Raw genomic sequence first — 20,504 nt, forward strand, 5'->3', positions numbered from 1 at the left:
CGAAACATAGTTCTTAAGCACACTTATTTCCTAACATACCTATAGATTATGCGTCACTACCTCCTTTTTGCCCTATTCACCCTCGGCTTCATCTTAAGCATCATCGAGCGCATTCAGTTTGAGCGCAAAAAGAAACATGAGAAAGATGCGGAATATCGCTCCCTCTTTCGCCGACACAGCACCTTGATGATTATCTTCTTTGCCTATCTTGCAGCGGAACATCTTGAACCGGTCTACCAAGCACTTTGTGGAGAATAAGCCGCCCCACGCGCGGAAATGCTCATTTTTCGGCGCATTATGTAGTTTTTTTCTCCCTCTCTTGCATGCAACATGAGGAAGAAAGCCACACTCCACCACCATGCGCGTCTATTATTCCCCTTAATTCCCTTTTTTCTTCGCTCTAACGTACGATAAGCCTATTGTGCCTACATCCTCCAGAGAGAGACAAAAAAAAGCGACAGCGTCAAAACCTTTGAGTTTTGACGCTGTCGTTGTATTAGGAGCTGGGCGTCTGTCCTTGCCATGCAGCAAAACAGAGCTCAACAGGAGGAGTTGCGTGAAATTAGCGCACTTGCTTGTGACCAGCGGCATCAATCACCACTCCGCGCTGATGGGGAGAAGCGACACGACCAGACAAGTCGTAAATAGTGCCATTCGTTTCTTGGAAGAGAGGAGAGCGCTCCAAACCAGTAGGAATGGTGGTGGGTTCAAGCTTCCAGTAATTGTTCCATTGATTGGCAGGCTTCAAAGTGATGCGCGTAGTAGACGCAGGACTCAAGGGAAGATACCAACCATAATTGGAAGCATCAGCCAAGATGAAGAAACCTGAGATGTCGCTTTGCTTGCGGAAGCGCAACTTCCAAGGATAAGCCACATTGTTTTCTACGACGCTCTCACCAGAACTAGCGTTGCTAACCCCTACAAACTTCTTGTCTGAGGCCTTGTTCAGGATTGCAAAGCTACCATCTTCTTGACGTACCAATTGCCACAAGATAGTGGGATCGTCTTCAGAAACAGCAGTAGGATTAACTGCAGCAGGTACTACCATGCCGTCCTTCAACTGAGCCACATAGCCCGACAATTTCGGATGTGCGCAGCGAATCACGTAGTAGTGAGCAGTGGAGAGCGCATCTACAGCCGTAGTCTTAGGAGCAGTGAGGAACTTCTCATAGACCTTCACATAAGATTCATACACCTCTTGCGACACAGCAGCTTGTTTTGCCACCAAATCACGAGCAGGAGCAAGGTCTTTTTGCAGCTGCTGGATAGCCACCTGGGTGTGCTGACCTTCTTCGTTGGGCACCACATCTTCTACAGCTTGGTCGCAACGCTGCAAGAGCGCAGCAAGCATCTTTTGGAAATCAGCTTCCTCAATGTACCATGTACCAGGATTGCACAAAGTGGGGTTATCGAAAGCTACGACCTTATTCTCTGAAGGCACGTCATCGTTGCGATTTCCACCAAAAGACTTGATGTAGAAGCGACCTACACTTCCATTAGCTGTAGCGTTGTAGCCTTGTACTTTAGACAACACCACTGCACCAGGCACGTAGTCATATTGTTGCGCAGGCACTGCAGCGCGGTCAATGCGGATGGGAGTAGCATTCTTCTTGACGAAACGCAAAGGTTGGTCATAAGTTCCCACAGTCACTTGCTGCTTGTTGTGAACAGACTGCATGATCCATCCACCATTAGCCTCTACGAAAGTGAAGAGTTCTTCGGGCATTTGCTGATCGGTGTAGTGCACACGCACAGCAGTTGTACCATCAGCATAGAGCGTAGCACCAGCATACTTAGCTTTGTAGTAGGTAGAAGCCGACTTCACGCGATACACCTTGCCAGCGACGGGCTGTGTGATAGGTGCAGCCTTGAATGTGGCAAGCGCTGCGGTCATCGCCTCAAGTTGTTGTGCTTCGTCAGATGCCGCAGCCGCTTTGGCAGTGGTCACAGCGGTTTTCAAAGCATCGAAAGTAGCTTTTGACACATAGCCCACTTCGTCAGCGTGTGTGTCTGCCAACAACTTTTCTGCTTCGTCAATCTTCTCTTGAAGAGGAGTCTTGGCTTCTTTCAAGAAATCGTGCTTAGCATAGGTCATCTTGCGATCTTCAAAGACAACACTGTGCTGTTGCAAACGATAGAAGAAGCTCAACCAATCTTTTTGGTTGTTAGGCAACCAACCGATTTCAGAAATAGCCAACAAACGAGGCAAGAGTTGGTATTCTAATTCTGCGTTGTTGTTGGTCGTTTCTGTCCACATATTACCTTGTACACCGAGACCAAATTCGGTCTTACCCACAGAGCGTAGGCGCGCCAAGGGATCGAAGTTGTAGATTTTCTCAACGCTGTTCACGCTGCCATCGCCCCAACCTCCGCGGTAGCCTTCATTGACATCCGCTTGGTCGGCAGTCACTTGCATCCAGTCGAGGTAGAGCACATTGTAAGGCACAATCACAGAGTGGAAACCCTTAGAAGCAGCCAAGATATCGGTCCAGTCAGTCCAACGGCCTGTGCCATCTCTACCGAGGTTCCAAGCCATGATGAGCGGAGAAACTTCACCTTTGTGGCGATTCCAGTAGTTATCGGTCTTGGTCTCAATGAGTTCGTCCCAAGCCACAATGTCTTTGTTGTACTTCTTCTTGAGATAAACCGCGAGTTCGTGTACCAACCAAGGTTGCAATTCACCAACGCCATTGAGGTTATTGTCCTTGATGCGTTTTTGACAAAGGGCATTTTCCTGCCATCGGTCGGTGGGACATTCGTCACCACCAAGGTGGATGTAGCGTCCAGGGAATACTTTCGCCACATTGTCGAGCACTGTCTTGAGGAAGTCGATGACTTTATCGTCACCGATGTTCAACACGTCTTTGGAGATACCGGCAGTCACACGAACATTGTAGGTGCGATTAGGGTAGCAGCTCAACTCTGGATAGGCAGCAAGCGCAGCCACCATGTGTCCAGGCATGTCGATTTCGGGGATGATTTCGATGTTTCTTTCGGCAGCATAAGCCACAATCTCGCGCAAGTCGTCGAGGGTGTAGTACATGCCACGACCATATTCCGTGTCGTCAAAGAATTGTGGGTTAGTACCATCGCTCACAAACGAACCCTTACGACGGCTTCCCACTTGGGTGAGCTTGGGATATTCGGGAATCTCGATGCGCCAACCTTGGTCGTCGGTCAAGTGCCAGTGCAAACGGTTCATTTTGTAGAACGACATGATGTCGAGGATGCGCTTCACCTCATCTTTGTCGAAGAAGTGACGAGCAATGTCGAGCATATATCCGCGATAAGACAAGAGGGGTTTGTCCTTGATGCTAAGCACGGGGAGATTCCAGTCTCTCTGTGCCACATTCTTGGGATAGAAAGCCTTGGTCATGAGCTGACGCAAAGTCTGCAAACCATAGAAAAAACCAGCACGATGAGCGGCTTTGATTTCGATGTGCTTTTCGGTGACGTTTAGCGTATAGGCTTCAGCACCAGCAAGGCTCTTGTCGGTGATCAAAGCCACCATGCCGTCTGCAGCAGCGGCAGGAGAAGATTGCAAAGAGAGGGTGAGTCCCAAACGAGTTTTCACTTCTTCTGCAAACTCGTGCACCATGCCCTTCAAACTGTCAACGGGTGAAGTGATGACTTTCAAGTTGCGCAAGTCAAGATTCTTTCCTTCTTGGATGTTGATGTTCTGAGGATAGGGCACCAAAGGAGGAAGATTCTTATAAACGTCCAACGCCGCAGTAGTTTCAAAGGTCAAAGCATTGTTGCCTTCTCGGTCTTTGCTAGAACCCCAAAGTCCGATGGGATGACCTGCAGCTGCTCCCCCCCATTGGTTGAACCCTACTTCACTGTTGGCTTTAGGATGAATTTCGAAAGAAGAGGTGAAGTTCGCCGTCTTGCAAGGCTCAATGGAGAACTTGTTGTTGGCGTGTTGCTTGGCAGCTTCTACCATACCCTTTTCTTGGGTGTTGGTGACATAGAGTTGCAAGCCCATCTTGTTGGTGAGCGTGTACCCCGCAGCAGCAGAACCTTCTACCTTCCACAACTGAGCATCTACACCCGTCATGGCAGCAAGATGCACACCATTATTGGCTTTGGAGGCTTCCACCACCAATCCACTGTTAGTAAACTTCAAGAGATACCAATGCACCTCTTGCGCTGTGCTCACCTTCGGCATAGAAGGGGCTGCCAGACTCACTAGCGACACCAGTACAGCCCAACACAAAAGAAATAACTTTCGAAATGTATTCATGACTACGTTTTATGATATTATGCAGTGCAAATATAGCATTTTCTATTGTATATCCCAACACATTTGCGCATAAATGCCTAAAGTTTCTGTCACATCTGTCAAAATCTCTATTTTTTTCTTTTCAAAAAACAAGAGTAATAACTTTTTCATGAAAGACATAAGAATAGACTTTGCCCCCTCAAATATGATAGCTGGGGCATAGCGCACCCAAACAATAGGAGAATTCAAAAAAAATCTCCGACATTTTTGGAGAAATCTCCTACGTTTTTCCGAAAACGTCGGAGTTTTTTGAGTAAACGTCGGACATTTTTCTATGTTGTTCGGAGAATTCCTGTTGCAACAGTGCAAACCGATTTTAAGACGTAAGATGATTGTCACGACCGACAGCACACGCTCTCAAAGGAGAAAGATTGCGCAAAGAAGGGGAAAGGCAAAGATAAGCAGAAAACTGGCTGCTACTAGATGTTAAAATAGGTTCTCTCGCGCGTACGTGTACGCGCACACAACAGGAGTTTTGCACTTTTTGCTTTCACAACCTTCACAGACACCCTATATAACCCACTATATATCAATAAGTAACACGATATTTTCGGACATATTTTAACAGAACATGTCAAAAGTGCGTCGCAAGGGGGCAAAAAAGTTCCTCTACGCACATCAGAGAACATGGTTGTTTCACCTTAGATTGATGGCTCTCCACAACCCTTCGTGTGAAGGTTGTGAAAGCAAAAAGCACAAAATCCCAGGGAAGGCGCGCGTACACGCGCGTGAGCAAAGACTGCCGTCTCATCCCTAAAAAGATGGTGTGCAAGCAGCAAACCGAAAACTGAAAAGCCAAAAACAAAACATCCCTGATTTGTCATGTAGAAATAGCAAAACAAAGGGTGTCTAAAATTTTTTCTTCACTTTTCCGCCGAATTTTCACTCTTTGCCCTATTTGCTTCCCCTATATGAATAGAGGGGGAACATAAGAGCAGGGCGAAAAAGGGGCAAAAGAAGGGCTGTGAGAGCGTTTCCCCTTAGCGCATGAGCAACTCTAGGGTGGAGAGCTTATGAAGCACGCTGGCTTGAATCATTTGTTGCGCTTGTTGCAACTCTCCTCCCATTTGGAGCGATTCACCATAAGCCTGCTTGTAGTATTGCTCAGCTTCGGAATATTTTTTGAGTTCGCGATAGGAGTCGCCCACCATCACGAGATAGTTGATTTTGTTCATCAACACTTTCTCGGAAGGGATGGCTATTTTGAGCCACTCTATGGCTTGTTCGTGGTCGGCAGCGCGCAACTTCTTGTCGGCAGCATAGTAGAGGGACTGTGCAGCCATGGCATAGTCGGCAGCATTGGCATCCTTGCCAAGACCCGCAAGATATTTGCGCATGAGCTTGAGATATTCTGCCACGTCCTTGTTCTTGTAGATGGCAAAGAGGGCATTGAAGTAGTCGCGCGACTTGTCGTAGGGAGTTACGCTGGAAACGGGAATCACATCGTAAGCCTTTTTGTAGTCGGTGCGGATCTTTTCGAGATAGTCTTTGTAGCTCGCATCGCCTTTCTTAACGAGTTTGAGCATACGCTCGTCGTTCTTTTCGACCACATAGTAGGCGGCAGGTTCTCCCACGGCAGCCAACCACGCATCGAGGTGAGTGCTGATGTAATCTACAAGGCGATCGGTGGTTTCATCATCGTCACCGCCAAGATAACCGATGATGATATAGTCTTTACGATTGATGAGACTATTGTCCGCCATCTTGGTTTCGATGTACTTCTGATAGATTTTGCGCACGCGTACCACCCATTTTTCTGCATCCATGCCGTCTTGCGTGGTGAGAAATTGGGGAGCCATGGTGAGCAAATCTTGCTGAATGGTGAGGTCGTTGGGGTTTTGGCGATATTCCTTGTAGAGTTGCTCAAAACCTTTGATTTCTCCCATCGCCGTCTTCGCCATGTCGAGGAGTTCTTGGGCGTTCATATAGCCCACATTGATGGAGAGCGCCTTACCATCACCATCGATGATGCCCAATGTGGGGAAGGCTTCCACCTTGTAGTTTTTAGCGATGTCCACATTTTCGGGTTTCTCGGCATCGAGTTGGAGAGAGATAAAGTTTTTGTTGAAATATTCGCCCACCTCTGGGAGGGTGAATATCTGTTTCTCCATCTTCTTGCAAGGGCCACACCACACAGCATAGAAATCGACAAAGAGGGGTTTTCCTTCAGCCTTGGCCTTGGCAAGTGCCTCAGCAAAGGTGCCTTTGAAAAACTGGATGCCTTTGGACTCTTGTGCCATAACAGGCAGTGCGATTAGGGCACAAAGGAGGGAGAGGAGGAAAAGACGAAACTGTTTCATACGACTTCGTTTTAGGAGTTTTCGACTGGGCTATCTTCTGCCGGAGGATTCTCTTCTGTGGTGGCCTCATCTGCGACTTCTTCAGCCTTGTCCTTGACCACAAAGGTGAAGAGCCCGTTGAGTTCACGCGAATAGCCTTCGTTGCTCACGCGGAGATTGACCGTGTAGCGGCCATTGGGGAGAGTCGCTACGGCTTTAGGGAAGAGATTGATGGTGCCACCACCCACGGTGACGAGCCCATCTTGCACGGCTTTGTTGAAAGCAGCGGCATCTCCTCCGTCGCTGACGGTGACACTCTGGTAGTAGAAGTTGACGGGATTGGTGCCCGACACACCTTGGATGCGTTGTGACGACCAAGGGGCAGGATATTCGTGTGTAAGACTGTGGACGTTATCGTCGCTCACTTCGCGATACACCACGAGTTCTTTGGTGGAGAAGGCAGCGTACTGCGTGTCGAGATAGCCCACTGTGGTGTCGTGACAAGCGGTGAGCGCGGGGGTGCTCAGAAGACCTGCGAGGAGCAGGCTGTAAAGAAAGATTCTTTTCATATCACAAAAGGAAGTGGGGATTAAAACTCAAAGAGCGTGAAATTGTATTGCAGGGCATGGACGGTGCCTGTCTTGGTGCGGATGTTGTGAGAAGCCACCAAACGCTCCACTTGAGTAGTGGGCGACACCACGTGCAAGCCCAAAGGTCCTGCACCAGCTACGCCCCCAAAACTGGAAGCAAAGGTGTACATCCACAACTGCGTGCCAGAAGCCATGGTGTAGAGTTTACCGCCCTTACCGATAGCCTCGCCACTGGTGGATTTTGTTCCACGAACGAAGTCTTCGAGCTGGAGATTCTCATTGGGGATGACGTGAGAGAGCACGATGTTGCGGCACGAATCAACACTGATAGAATCGATGAGGTGCATGATCATGCTGTCGGTGGCGGCATCTTTATCGAACGTTCCACGTGTGCTGAAGGTTTCTGTGGTTTCTTCATTAGCAGTGGTGGCAGCATAGGTCTTGAGGAGATAGCGACGGATGCTGTGGTTGGTAGGTGCAATAAAGGTAATTTGGCTACCATAGGTGCTCTTTCCTTCAAAGACATCGTTGAGACCAGCACGATCGATGAGATAGACGAGATAGCTATAGTTGTAGTTATCACCCTTGAAATAGGTGAGCATCGAGGTGTCGTGGTAGGTTTTGGCAAGTCCTGTCTCCACGAAGTTGTAGTCGGTGCAGGAGGTGAGCCACCCCATGAGGAGGAGGCAGCAGAAGAGTGCTCCTTGTTTGATGCGATGTATCATAAGACTGGATTTAATTCCTTCGGAAGGATCATGAAACTAGTTGTTGTAGCGGTGCCAATAAGGACGTTGGAGGATGAGTCCATTAATGACCTTGCCGTCTTTGTCACGCTGTGCACCATAGGGGATGGGGAGATTGAGTGCACCATCGGCAAAATCTTGACTGGTGAGCAAGGTCCACTTGCCGGTGAGGTCGGTTTTGACATAGCCATTGCGAAGGATGTCGTAATAGCGAGAGTCGTTTTCCAACACAAACTCACGTTCGCGCTCGTGGAAGATGGCACGCTTCAGATCGCTCTCTCCATTGGCGGGATAGGCTGCAGCACCAGCACGCGCACGAATCACGTTGAGATCTGCCATCGCCTCAGCCGTGCGGCCTAGTTTGTTGAGACACTCGGCACGGAGCAAGTAGAGGTCGGCTAGACGCCAATAGACATAGTTGGCATCGATGCTCAAGAAGTTCTTACCCGCTTCCGAACTTTGGTCGATGGTGTAGACGGCATTGCGGAACTTGTAAGGTACGGCATAGTCTGTGCCTCCCGACAGGTGCTCTTCGTCTTGCTTGTAGAAGAAGGCGGTGCGACGCAGGTCGGTGGCATCGGGATAGAGTCTATCGACCGTGGAGCGATAGAGACGATAGTCGGCTTGCGCCAGGTCACCTTCGAGTTTGGTGTCATTGACGGGCCAAGTGGCGTAGGAGGTGGCGACATCGTTTTTCGTGGTAGACTCATTGCCGCGACTCTTATCGTAGACCAAAGAGAATATTTCTTCGGGATTGTTGGCAGTGGGGTTGGAAAGCAATTGGCAAAGGGCTTCGGGGCTTTCGACGAGGGAATAAGTGCCTGCTTCACCATTGATGAGATGGGTGGCATATTCCACACTCTTTTCGTAGGCGGCTTTGGCATCTACACCAGACGCTCCGTAGAGGTCTGCCATGCTTCCCTTCCATGCGTAGAGATGGGCGAGCAAAGCGGCTGCACTACCCTTTGCGGCATATTGCTTGGAGGTGACACTAGCTCCTGCCGTGTTGCGCACTTGCGAGAAGACAGGGAGCATGTTGTAGGCTTGCTCGGCATGGCGAATACCGGCATCTATGACTTCTTGCTGAGAGGATAGACTGTAAACGCGGATTTCTTTGGCATCAAGCGGGATTACGGCTTTGCCATAAGCACGAGCGAGCTGGAGATATCCGAAGCCGAGGGCAAAATGGGCTTGACCAGCATGGTAGTTGTAGCGGTCTTGGGTGAGCCCTTTGGTCGAACCTATGTTTTCGAGCAAAAGATTGGACTCAAAAATCATGCGATAGAGACCTTGCCAGTCTGCGGAACTCTCGAGGATGGTGCGAGGGTTGCCTTGGCGAAGTTGGTCGTCATATTGCGATTCGTCAGCGAGAAGTCCCACTTTCGTGAGAGGACGCACCGCATCCATAGCATTGTTGAGATAGAAATGGATGGTGATGGTGGTGGTGTTCAACTCGCTTTCCGTAGCAAAGGCGTTGGAATAGGTGATTGCGTTCTCTGGGGTGAGATCCAAATCGCAAGACACCAATCCCAAACCGAGGACGGCGGAGAAAATATAGGGTAGGAACTGCTGTTTCATTAGAACTTGAAATTTAGACCAAGGGTGAGTTTGCGATTCAGAGGATACATCGTGCCGTTGTCCTTACCAGTGGCGGGATTGACGATTTCGGGATCGAGGCCAGAATAGTTGGTGAGGAGGAAGAGATTCTCGCCGGTGAAGTAGATGCGTCCCTCTGTGAGACGGAGTGCCTTGGTGATTTTGGCAGGAAGGGTGTAGCTCAAAGTGAGTTGCTTCAAACGAAGGTAGCTCACCTTTTCGATGTTGCTATCGATATCGCCATCAAACTGCCCCACATAGCCATCGTCGGAGAATTCGAGTGAGGGATAGTCGGCAAGGTCACCTTCTTGCTTCCAGAACTTAGCCTTGGTGAAGTCGTTCATCACCACTCCAAACTTCTTGTTGAACAAGAAGGCTCCACCTTTGACCATATTCATCATGCGCTGGCCGAGGGTGTAGGTGGTGAGGACGGTGAGGGTGAAGTTTTTGTAGGTAAGGGTGTTGGTGATTCCGCCTTGTGCAATGGGAAGTGCAGAACCTGCATAGTAGAGGTCGCCACTGTTGATGATGCCATCGCCATTTTGGTCTTTGATCTTACGACCACCAGGACGGAGCGGATGGCTCAAGGCACCAAACGAAAGGGGCACGCGCTTACCTTCTTGGCTGTAGTAGTAGGGGATTTGACTCTCATTTTGCACGATGCCTTCGTCATGATAGGTGTAGATGCCGTACATGGGACGACCGAGCACCTTGTCATTGAGGTCCTTGCCATCGTAGGAAGAGAGGAACTTGTTCCAGTTGCGAGAGATGTTGAAACCTAAGTCCCAAGTGAAGTCCTTAGAACGGTAGAGCGAAGCGGTGATGTCGAGTTCTAATCCTTCGTTGGAGATGGAGGAAGCATTGGTCCAAGTGCTACGCGAGATGAAGAAATTACCAGGTGTGGGCACTTGCATGAGCAAATCGTGAGAATACTTGTAGTAGTAGTCGGCACGAACTTTGAGGCGGCTGTTGAGGAACTCGAGATCCAAACCGAGGTCGTACTGGTCGCTCTTTTCCCAAGTGAGGTGGCTATTTGCCATTTCACTAGGCTGCAAACCTGATTCTCCCATGAAGATATTGGATTCTTCCATGAGACCATGTGCCAAGTAGGCTTCTTGGAACTTTTGTCCGCTACGTCCCCAAGAGGCACGGAATTTACCATAGGAGAGATACCAGATGTCGCGCATAAAGTCTTCCTGACTAAATGCCCAGCCAGCTGCTACAGAGGGGAAGGACGCCCAACGCACATCGCTTCCGAAGACGGAAGAACCATCATAACGAATGGAGGCTTCGAGGAGATAGCGACGATCGTAGTTGTAGGCGAAACGACCGAGGTAACTCATCATTTGTTGCTCCTCACGATTGGTCGTAAGACGTTGCAAGTATTCGGTGCGGCCTTCCACTTCGCGCCCTTGAGGCCAGCCTTCGCCAATCTCAAAGATGCGGTTGGTAGGTCCACCTGCTGCCTTACCCTTGATATTCTCATTGAGGTCGTAGGTCGTGGTGAAACCGCCCATCAACTCGAAGTTATTCTTTTCTTTAACCTTGAATTTGTAGGTAAGGATGTTTTCCCACTGCATCATGACCACCATGGAGCGCGCAGTCTCCACAGAAGAGAGGTTGTTAAAGTTCAAATAGGTGGGGCGGAACTGATGATTGTTGGAGAAATAGGCATCAGCAGAAGCTGTGGTCTGGAACTTCAGTCCTGGGAAGAAGGTATAGTCGGCACCCAAGGTGAGACGGGGGTTGAACATACCGTTACGTGCGTGGACATCGCGGATGCGTTGCACCGTTTGTTGCTCTGCCACAGAGCCAGCTCCGGGGTAGACGGTGGGCATCTGCTTGGGATCGACCTCAAGACCTTGGATGCTAGATCCGCTGATGGCAATTTGCTTGGCATACGACAAATTCACACGGGTGAAGAAGTTGAGTTTCGGTGAAAGGCGCAAATCTAAATTGGTCAAGAAGTTGAGACGCTGGAATCCGCTGTTGATTTGGATGCCTGTCTCATCATAGAGTCCAAGGCTTACGAGATAGCGAGCATTGTCGGTGCCGCCGCGAGCGTAGAAGTTGCCCGAGGTGACCTTACCCACTTGGAAGAAGTATTTCCACCAGTTGGTATTATTGTTGTAGAAAGAGTTGAGTGAGTCTTGCACGGCTCCAGGAGCGGAGGCGTCATCGGCGAGGACATTACCATTGCCCCAGAAGTAGTCGTAGGCTCCATCGCCATATTGGGAGCGACCATAAGACTGTCCATAACCATTGGGCAACACATAGTTGCCTGTGAGATAGTCGTAGTAGCCATAACGCTGATGGCGCGCCAAGAGGTTGTGCACATAGCGTTCGCCATTACCGCGCATTTGCAGGGGAGTGGCAGGAAGGAAAGAAAGGCTCTGTGAAAGGGTGACTCCAAATTCGGGGCGACCGAGACGACCTTTCTTGGTGGTGATCAAGATGACACCATTGCCCGAACGCGAACCATAGAGGGAAGCGGAGGCAGCATCTTTCAACACTTCCACAGACTCGATGGTCGTGGGGTCAAGGCCAGCAAGGGCATTGATACCACCAGTGGCATCGCTGGAAACCTTAGAAATGGGTACTCCATCGATGACAAACAGCGGTGTGCCGTCGTTGATACCTTGGTCGTTGAGCGAACTGATGCCGCGGATGTTGATGCGTGCCCCCGTGCCACCAGGAGAACCGGAGACATTGGTCACTGCCAAGCCAGAGAGCTGACCTTGCAAGAGGTTTTGGATGCTGGGCGCTGGAGCATCCTTGAGTTTTTCGGCCTTGATGCTGCTCACGGCACCCACCAATTCGCGAGAGTTGCGCTCACCATACGCTACAACTGTGGCTTCTCCTAACTGAAGTGAGGTCTCTCTGAGGGTGACGCGAGGCACTACCCCATTGGTGAATTTCACCGTAGAGGATTGATAACCTATGGAAGATACCACCAACTCTCCACTCTTAGCGGTGGTGGGGAGGACGAAGGTGCCATCTTCTTGGGTCATAGCCACAAACTTGGTGCCTTTGAGCTGCACATTGGCAGACATGATGGGATGGCCTGCACCATCACGCACGATGCCGCGCAAACCTTCGGCAACAGTTTGCTGTGCAGTAGTCGTTCCTGAAGTGGCTTGTGCTGAAATGGCTTGTCCTGTGGTTTTGGCTGCAGTAGGAGCCGCTGTCACTGCGTTGCGAACTACGCGCAAATGCTTACCGTCCAAGGTGTAGAGGAAGGGCTTATTTTCGAAAAGGAGGGCAAGTGCAGCCGCGGGTGTTGTTTCGTCGAAGTCCACGGTCACGGCAATGCCTGCTTGGCGTACGGCATCACCGCCCTCAAGTTGATAACCACCCTTTTGAACGATGTAGTTGAGCACCGTCCACATATCTTTCTGTTTGAAAGAAACTGTGATGGTGGTGGGGGTGGTCTGCGCTTGCGCGGTCATTGCAGGTGTTCCAGCAAGAAGGACACCTCCCATGAGGGCGACCAGACTTAGACGCAGGGGTGAGTTATGTTGTGACATATCTTTATAACTAGGTTAGGAGAGATAAGACTTAATCGTGTTCCCACTTTTTATCTTCGGGAGCTTGGCTCTTTACTACGATGTAGCGCTGACGAGCATCATTGAGGAAACGCTGCAAGACGGCAGAGAGGTCAGCGGCTTTCACATCTGATACACGCACTGTGGGAGCGGTAGCGGAAGATGTAGGCGCAGTAGCCGACTTATTGGGGATTACTGAGGTTTTATTTGAGCCATTAGCGAGGGGCAACTGTGGCACTTTACCCGTTTCAACGTAATTATTGAGAAGGGCTAGCCAAACCCCTAAGCCTAGTTCACCAGCGGCTGCTTTATCACCAGACTCTTCGTCGAGAATAAAGGGGATTTGTACCTTTTTGAACGCATCGTTGTCGATGTGTCCTGCTGCCATGTTGCGGAGGATTTCCAAGGTGCGAGCCTTCAAAAGGTCGGCTTTCTCACGAGAAGTGGAGAAGTGGATGGACAATGTGGCACGTTCTATGGGCTCTTCCACGTGGTTAGCATTAACCGCAATGCTATAGGTGGCTTGTTCTCGCTCACGAAGTTCGTCGAAGAGCACATTTTGCAGGAGCGGTTCGAGCAGTGAGAGCGCGAGTGTCTGACGTTCGTCGAGTTTAGGTTGATCGAGCAAGAAGGATAGTTCCACTTCGCCCATATCACCTGGGGTTTCTACTACAAAATTACGGTCGATGACACGCTCCTTACTGGTGAAGTCGCGAGCGGCATAGTCGGCAGGGGTGAAGTCCTTGCGAGGTTGCTTGACATCACCAGGAAGTGCTGCAAGATAAGTGGTGACGAGTCGCTTGGCTTCTGCCTCAGAAAGGTCGCCCACTAAACAAGCGTTGAAGTGGGCAGCGTTGCCAAAGTGCTCTTTGTACAAGCGTTCCAAATCGTTGAATCGCATCTTGGAGAAGAACGCCTTGTCTTCACGTGGATTCTTGGGAGTGATGGGAGAGAGGACTTCTTGAATCTGACGATCCACAGCTTCTTTTCCCACTTGTGGACGCGATGCCCACACGTATTCTTTGCGCTGGAGCCACTTGTCAAAGACGGGCTGTGAGAAGTTTTGTCGTGCCAACACCAGATAGAGATAGGAGAAGAGGGCATCTGCCTCATCGGTCTTGCTGCGCGCCTGCATTCCATCGAGATAATCGTTGATGGTGAGGCTTACTTCTATGGGGCGATTGCCTAACCAGTTGGCGAGCTGATTGCGAGAATACTTGTAGACTCCCGACTGCATGATGAGGCCTTGCATGGCAGAAAAGGAAGCTAAATCCTCTGGCTTCACGAGCATGTGCCCACCCTTTGCAGCAGCAAGGAGCATCACTTCGCCTTTTAAGTCTTTGGGGAGCGACTTATAGACAACTTTCATGCCGTTGGAGAGCGTCCACTCCACTGCATCGAGAGAAGGTAGGCGCTGTTCACGCACGATTTTCCCTTGCGGGAGGGTGAAATCAATGAGATTTCCGGAGATATCGCTTTGTTTTTCGGCAGCGTTGCCCACCGCCTTTGTCGTAGCGAGGAGCTTTTCAGCCTCAGCTTGGGAAATGGCGGCTTCTTGTGCTGAAGCGGTGTAGGCTACGAAGGCAAGATTGTTGTTGTTGCCCATCTTCGCTTGCAACCAGTCTTGGAGGTCTTCGACTTCAAGCTCCACCAATTGTTCAATATTCTCCTGCAACTGTGCACGAAGTTCCTTGAGGGGTGTGCCGTAGAGGTAGTTGCGACGGTATTGATCGAAGAAATTGTCGGGAGTACCCAAGTTTTGCTCGTCATCTAAGGCTTGCTTCATGCCATCATACAGCGATTGCTTGGCATTCTCAAAGAGTCGCTCGGGGATGGGTTGGAGCAAACGAGCACGCTCTACAAGCACTTGTTGCACGGCTGAGACATCTTTGCCACGATAGGGCACAACATCCCATGCAAACTGGCCATAACCGCGCACCAGTGGTGTGTAGCTCACAGAGGCGGCAATGAAATCTTCGCGGTTGTCATTGCGCAGATAAGCGAAATACTTAGGTGCGATGTCGTTGAACAATTGCTGGAAGAGAAATTCCTTCGTGGCAGCTTCGCCTTTCAAGTCTGTAGGCGTGGCGACACGTTGGTAGATGCCATAGGAATGGGATTGGTTCTCAGCATCCACAAAACGATAATAAAGCGGTGCATTATGGTCGGCAATGGTGAAATTAGGACGGACTTCCGCTTTCTTCGGCTTCTTGATGCTGCCAAAGAGCTGCTTTACCTTTGCTTCATAGACTTCTGGGTCGATGTCGCCCACAATGACGACACACTGAAGGTCGGGACGATACCAAGTGCGATAGAAGCGTTGCACATCTTTCGCTGTCAGTGTCTCTAAAGATTGCAGTGGACCGATGACATTGCGCTGCGCATATTGGGAATTATTGTAGACAACACTCGCAATACTGTCGCTCAAACGCTTCGACACCGTGTTACGCTGGCGCCATTCTTCAATGACGATACCGCGCTCTTTCTCGGTATCTTTGTCGGTGATGTTGACACCATCGCACCAGTCACGGAGCACGAGCAATACGGAGTCGGTGAGTCCGGGAGCTTCTGTGGAAACCTCACTGATGGAGAATCGCGTTTCATCTTGTCCGGTGCGGGCATCAAAGTCATACAATCCACGCTGGCGCAACCAAGTCATGACGCCTTGGGGATAATGCTTGGTGCTGTTGAATGCCATGTGCTCGAGGAAGTGTGCCAAACCTTGTTGTTTGTCGTTTTCCAACAAAGCACCTACGTTCTGAAGTAGGTAGAAATGGGCAGTACCTTGCGACCCTCCTGCATCTTTGCTGATGTAGTAGGTAAGACCGTTGGGGAGTTTTCCTGTGCGGAGGGTGGATATTTGGGCGTGCGCTGCACTGATGCCTAACAGGCTAGCCGCCGACAGACAAAGCGATGGCAGAAAAGCACGATGGGAGTATTTAGAAAATAAGTTCATGGGTCGTAGATGCATTAAAAGCGTGAGTAGAAACATCAGATAACAGGAAAGGGCAGAAGTCTCTACTCACGCTAGTCAGTGTGATTTACCGCACGTGGGTGGGTATATTGGGATTGGTTTTCAATTGCTTGAGAGCTTCTTGAACAATATTATTCTTTTGATTGACAAAATGATAGAAGTCGCTCGATTCAAACAAGCCATTGATAAAGATAGATTTCAAGCTGAAACGCAAATCTTCAATCGTTTCTGCTAATTCTTTATCGTCTTTCGGCGTAATTTTCTTAGCTTTTCCAGCTGCAACAATTTCGTCGATGAGAGATTGGGGAACAGTGAATTCGCGTTCGAACTGATCGAAGGTTTTATACTGCTGACGAAGTGCCTTACGATGATTGTCGATATAGCGCAGAGTGGCTTCGTTGATGAGATTATTGCGACGAAGTGCTATGTGGAACTTAGTGATTTGTGCTGTATCAATCGGAACAAACACATCGGGCATCACACCTCCCCCTCCATAAACGATACGTTTGTCGATGAGAGTGTGATAAACCTGCGATGAATCCAAGCGGATGGAGTCCTTGTGAAGGAGTTCTCCGTGAGTGTAACGCTGTTCGAGATCTTGCGCATACTCTTCCTTCTTTCCCTTCTCATAGGGTTTTTGGATGCAACGGCCAGAGGGTGTGTAATAGTGGCTCGTGGTGAGACGAATCATCGAACCATCGGGGAGATCGATGGGGCGTTGTACCAATCCTTTACCGAATGTGCGACGACCTACCACAAGAGCGCGGTCGTAGTCCTGCAAAGCACCTGTGACAATCTCTGCTGCTGAGGCACTGAATTCGTCCACTAAGACCACAATTCTGCCTTGACGGAACAATCCACCTCCTTCAGCTTTCAGCACTTGTTTAGGTTGGTTGCGACCTTGGGTGTAGACCACGAGAGAACCTGGACGCAAGAATTGGCTGGCGACATCGACAGCAGCTCCTAAATAACCTCCTCCATTGCTCTGTAAGTCGAGAATGAGGTCTTTCATTCCCTGTTTCTTCAGCGTCTGGAGGGCTTTTTCTACTTCGTCACCAGTAGTTGCACCGAAGCGATCAAAACGAATGTATCCTACTCCAGGGGCAATCATGTAGGTGGCTTCTACGGTGTTCATGGGGATTTTGTCGCGCGTCACCACGAAATAGAGGACACCTGCAGCACCACGACGCACTACTCCAAGGCGCACCTTGGTGCCCTTGGGACCACGCAGCAACTTCACGATGCTATCTTGCGGCATTTTCACCCCTGCTATGGCACGTCCGTCGACAGAAATGATGCGGTCACCGTTGAGAATTCCGACTTTCTCAGAAGGTCCTTTCTTGATGGTTTGCACCACAACTAGGGTGTCGGTGAGGATATTGAACTGCACACCGATACCTTCAAAGTTTCCTTCGAGAGGCTCATTCATCTTCTTGGTCTCTTCTGGATTGCTATAGGAAGAGTGTGGATCGAGCTTGTCGAGCATTCCCTTGATGGCGTCTTCTACGAGCTTTTTCTGATTGACAGAGTCCACATAGAGCTGGGTAACTGCAAGTTGCGCCATCTGAAGTTTGCGGATTTGCGTCACGTCTATGTCGGCGTCTTTGTTGCGCGACTGGGCGAAGCTCCAAGAAGTACTAGCCAACAAGAGAAGAAGGCTAGCTAAAAAAGTGGGAAAATAGCGATATTGCTGCATGAGAAAAGGAAATATAGGAGTCAGAGGTGGGAAAATAGCTTAGTGAAAGCCGATGAATGCGGACTAGTCTAGAGAGGCCACTTGGGGTAAGAATTCGCTTACGTCTTTGCCAAACGCTAAAAGCTCGCGAACAATAGTCGAAGAAATATCGGCATAGTGAGGTTCGGTGAAGAGTAACACCGTTTCTACGCCCGAAAGACGATGGTTGATACCCGCGATGTCGCGCTCATACTCAAAGTCCTTGACCGAACGAATGCCACGCAACACAAAACGAGCTTGTTCTCTGCGTGCTAAATCAGCGGTGAGGTCGTCATAAGCCACCACTTTCACACGAGCTTCCGATGCATAGACCTTTTCGATGGCGGCTACGCGCTCTTCGGGAGTGAGAAAAGAGCGTTTGTTGGTATTATACCCCACCCCTATCACGATTTTATCGAACATTTCGAGCCCGCGACGTACGATTGAGGCATGACCGATGGTGAAGGGGTCAAAACTTCCTGGAAAGATAGCGATGCGCATAGGGGAACAAGGGGATTTGAATGCGATATTTTGATGAGACGGAGCCTAAGAAACACTGACAAACTGCAAAAAACAGAACTCTACAAAGCGATGAAAGAGCAAAACAGTCGAAGCTACGGAGTAGCAAAACGACAGAACTATCATTTAACCTCTGAAACAATCACTAGATTTCTTCCACGAGGTCTTCTTCCACGACAAGGTTGTCAATGATAAAATTCTGACGTTCCATCGTATTTTTACCCATATAGTAAGCCAATAGTTCCTTGACTTTGTCGCTTTTGTGCAGCGTCACAGGTTCGAGTCGCATGTCGGGTCCAATGAAATTCTTGAATTCATCGGCACTGATTTCACCTAACCCCTTGAATCGTGTGATTTCAGGGTTGGGAGATAGGCGTTCGATGGCTGCTACGCGCTCTTCTTCATTATAACAATAGATGGTCTCAAACTCGGTGCGACCAGTTTTGCGCTTACCTGCTGAGGTTTTGCCAGATTTTGACGTAGAATCGGCAGTATTTTCGGTGGAATCGGCATTTTTTGCCGTAGATTTACCCTTTCCTGAGGTCTTTTTACCTTCTTCAGCCACAGCTTTTTCAGCTTTTTTCTTATTGCGCACACGGAAAAGCGGCGTTTGAAGGATATATACGTGACCTTTCTTCACCAAATCAGGGAAGAACTGCAAGAAGAAGGTCATCATCAACAGACGAATATGCATGCCATCGACATCGGCATCTGTGGCGATAATCACCTTGTTATAGCGCAATCCATCCAGTCCGTCCTCAATGTTGAGTGCAGCTTGCAGGAGGTTGAACTCTTCGTTTTCATACACCACCTTCTTCGTCAACCCATAAGAGTTGAGTGGTTTACCACGAAGAGAGAACACGGCTTGCGTGTTGACATCGCGACATTGCGTGATACTACCCGAGGCGGAATTACCCTCGGTGATGAATATGCTAGAGTCGAAACGCAAATCTACCACTTCATCCTGCCCACGCTTGGGTTTGGGAGGAGCATCATTGAGATGGACGTGGCAGTCACGGAGTTTCTTATTGTGGAGATTAGCTTTTTTAGCGCGCTCACGAGCAAGTTTTGTGACACCAGCGATGGCTTTGCGTTCTTTCTCGCTCTCCTGAATCTTTTGTTGGATTACTTCTGCCACATCTAGGTGCTTGTGGAGATAATTATCCACTTGTTCCTTGATAAAATCTCCCACAAACTTATTGACACTCACGCCACTAAGCGCAAAAGGCTGTCCACTCTTGTCCTTATCAGGTGCCATCGTCAGCGAACCCAACTTGATTTTTGTTTGCGATTCAAACATGGGCTCTACCACACGCACCGCAATAGCAGCCACGAGGCCATTGCGCACGTCTTGTACTTCGTAGTTCTTACCGAAATACTCCTTGATGGTGCGTGCAATGTGCTCTTTGAAAGCACTTTGGTGTGTCCCACCTTGCGTGGTGTGCTGACCATTGACAAAAGAATAATACTCCTCACCATATTGCCCCGTGTGGGTAAAAGCGATGTCGATGCTTTCTCCCTTGAGGTGCACTATCGGATAGAGTCCTTGCGCGGTCATGTTGTCGGTGAGAAGATCTTCCAAACCGTTGCGCGAGATGATGCGACGACCATTGTAGAAAATGGCGAGTCCCGTGTTGAGATAGGTGTAGTTGCGGAGCATCGTCTCGATGAATTCGCCATGAAAGCGATAGTTGAGGAAGAGCTGCGGATCGGGTTCAAAGTAGATAAACGTACCATTTTCCTCTTCGGTATCTCCCGAAACGTCAGACACGAGTTGTCCACCCTCAAAAGTGGCTTCGCGATATTGACCATCGCGATGAGTGCGAGCAATAAATTTCTTAGAAAGCGCATTGACAGCTTTCAAACCCACACCATTTAGACCGACAGAAGCGGTGTATTGGTCGTTATCATACTTACCTCCAGTGTTGAGTTTCGATACAGCAGGAATCAAACTTCCCAAGGGGATGCCACGACCATAGTCACGAATAGATGCCGTGAGGTCATCTTGGATATCAATCTCAATCTTTTTACCAAATCCTTCATTAAATTCGTCTATAGAGTTGTCTATGCTCTCTTTGAGCAAGACATATACCCCATCTTCAGCATGCGAGCCATCCCCTAAACGTCCAATATACATACCCGGACGCATACGGATGTGGGTCATATCGTCAAGATGGCGAATGGAGTCTTCACTGTAGTCGGAAGCGTTGCGTACGTTGGTGTCGAGAAGTTCGGACATGGAGCGGAAAAATAAACAATAGA

At 49.4% G+C, this 20,504-nt stretch carries 11 protein-coding genes; 1 reads left to right on the forward strand and 10 read right to left on the reverse strand.

The genetic code is table 11. The annotated features are described in order from the left end of the window. Nucleotides 1-48: 48 nt before the first annotated feature. Nucleotides 49-258 carry a hypothetical protein gene (locus tag BQ2633_RS06385; protein ID WP_075565870.1) on the forward strand — a complete coding sequence of 70 codons (210 nt, stop codon included), beginning with the start codon at nt 49-51 and terminating at the stop codon, nt 256-258. 304 nt (nt 259-562) lie between these two features. On the opposite strand, the gene BQ2633_RS06390 is transcribed toward BQ2633_RS06385, so the two are convergent. The 10 genes from BQ2633_RS06390 to BQ2633_RS06440 form a co-directional block, all read right to left on the reverse strand. Then, nucleotides 563-4,243, reverse strand: a complete 3,681-nt coding sequence (locus BQ2633_RS06390) for a family 20 glycosylhydrolase (RefSeq protein WP_083233976.1) — start codon at nt 4,241-4,243, stop codon at nt 563-565. 1,019 nt (nt 4,244-5,262) lie between these two features. Continuing rightward, nucleotides 5,263-6,582 carry a thioredoxin fold domain-containing protein gene (locus BQ2633_RS06400; RefSeq protein WP_075565875.1) on the reverse strand — a complete coding sequence of 440 codons (1,320 nt, stop codon included), beginning with the start codon at nt 6,580-6,582 and terminating at the stop codon, nt 5,263-5,265. Nucleotides 6,583-6,593: 11 nt separating this feature from the next. Further along, on the reverse strand, nt 6,594-7,130 hold the full coding sequence (locus BQ2633_RS06405; protein WP_075565876.1) for a hypothetical protein: 537 nt from the start codon (nt 7,128-7,130) through the stop codon (nt 6,594-6,596). A 20-nt stretch (nt 7,131-7,150) separates the two neighbouring features. Next, a complete protein-coding gene (locus BQ2633_RS06410) occupies nt 7,151-7,876 on the reverse strand; it encodes a fasciclin (RefSeq protein WP_083233977.1) in 726 nt (241 codons plus the stop codon). A 36-nt stretch (nt 7,877-7,912) separates the two neighbouring features. After that, on the reverse strand, nt 7,913-9,472 hold the full coding sequence (locus tag BQ2633_RS06415; protein WP_075565878.1) for a RagB/SusD family nutrient uptake outer membrane protein: 1,560 nt from the start codon (nt 9,470-9,472) through the stop codon (nt 7,913-7,915). Further along, nucleotides 9,472-13,017 (reverse strand): SusC/RagA family TonB-linked outer membrane protein, encoded by a 3,546-nt coding sequence (locus BQ2633_RS06420; protein WP_346048309.1) that lies wholly within the window; start codon nt 13,015-13,017, stop codon nt 9,472-9,474. Before BQ2633_RS06420 ends, BQ2633_RS06415 begins: the two co-directional genes overlap by 1 nt. Before the next feature lie 31 nt (nt 13,018-13,048). Further along, complete coding sequence (locus tag BQ2633_RS06425; RefSeq protein WP_075565881.1) at nt 13,049-15,991, reverse strand: insulinase family protein; 2,943 nt, start codon at nt 15,989-15,991, stop codon at nt 13,049-13,051. Between the two features lie 85 nt (nt 15,992-16,076). After that, nucleotides 16,077-17,705: a S41 family peptidase gene (locus tag BQ2633_RS06430; protein WP_075565883.1), complete on the reverse strand. Its 1,629-nt coding sequence runs from the start codon at nt 17,703-17,705 to the stop codon at nt 16,077-16,079. Between the two features lie 63 nt (nt 17,706-17,768). Next, nucleotides 17,769-18,224: a pantetheine-phosphate adenylyltransferase gene (gene coaD, locus BQ2633_RS06435; RefSeq protein ID WP_075565885.1), complete on the reverse strand. Its 456-nt coding sequence runs from the start codon at nt 18,222-18,224 to the stop codon at nt 17,769-17,771. A 163-nt stretch (nt 18,225-18,387) separates the two neighbouring features. Continuing rightward, a complete protein-coding gene (locus BQ2633_RS06440) occupies nt 18,388-20,481 on the reverse strand; it encodes a DNA topoisomerase IV subunit B (RefSeq protein WP_075565886.1) in 2,094 nt (697 codons plus the stop codon). Nucleotides 20,482-20,504 lie beyond the last annotated feature (23 nt).

The organism is Ihuprevotella massiliensis (assembly GCA_900095835.1).
Classification (GTDB): domain Bacteria; phylum Bacteroidota; class Bacteroidia; order Bacteroidales; family Bacteroidaceae; genus Alloprevotella; species Alloprevotella massiliensis.

What these genes read in the sequence shown, in the direction of transcription:
- BQ2633_RS06385 (WP_075565870.1), top strand. Translation starts at nt 49, where the DNA reads ATGCGTCACTACCTCCTTTTTGCCCTATTCACCCTCGGCTTCATCTTA.
- BQ2633_RS06420 (WP_346048309.1), bottom strand. Translation starts at nt 13,017, where the DNA reads ATGTCACAACATAACTCACCCCTGCGTCTAAGTCTGGTCGCCCTCATG.
- BQ2633_RS06415 (WP_075565878.1), bottom strand. Translation starts at nt 9,472, where the DNA reads ATGAAACAGCAGTTCCTACCCTATATTTTCTCCGCCGTCCTCGGTTTG.
- BQ2633_RS06405 (WP_075565876.1), bottom strand. Translation starts at nt 7,130, where the DNA reads ATGAAAAGAATCTTTCTTTACAGCCTGCTCCTCGCAGGTCTTCTGAGC.
- BQ2633_RS06430 (WP_075565883.1), bottom strand. Translation starts at nt 17,705, where the DNA reads ATGCAGCAATATCGCTATTTTCCCACTTTTTTAGCTAGCCTTCTTCTC.
- BQ2633_RS06400 (WP_075565875.1), bottom strand. Translation starts at nt 6,582, where the DNA reads ATGAAACAGTTTCGTCTTTTCCTCCTCTCCCTCCTTTGTGCCCTAATC.
- BQ2633_RS06425 (WP_075565881.1), bottom strand. Translation starts at nt 15,991, where the DNA reads ATGAACTTATTTTCTAAATACTCCCATCGTGCTTTTCTGCCATCGCTT.
- BQ2633_RS06440 (WP_075565886.1), bottom strand. Translation starts at nt 20,481, where the DNA reads ATGTCCGAACTTCTCGACACCAACGTACGCAACGCTTCCGACTACAGT.
- coaD (WP_075565885.1), bottom strand. Translation starts at nt 18,224, where the DNA reads ATGCGCATCGCTATCTTTCCAGGAAGTTTTGACCCCTTCACCATCGGT.
- BQ2633_RS06390 (WP_083233976.1), bottom strand. Translation starts at nt 4,243, where the DNA reads ATGAATACATTTCGAAAGTTATTTCTTTTGTGTTGGGCTGTACTGGTG.
- BQ2633_RS06410 (WP_083233977.1), bottom strand. Translation starts at nt 7,876, where the DNA reads ATGATACATCGCATCAAACAAGGAGCACTCTTCTGCTGCCTCCTCCTC.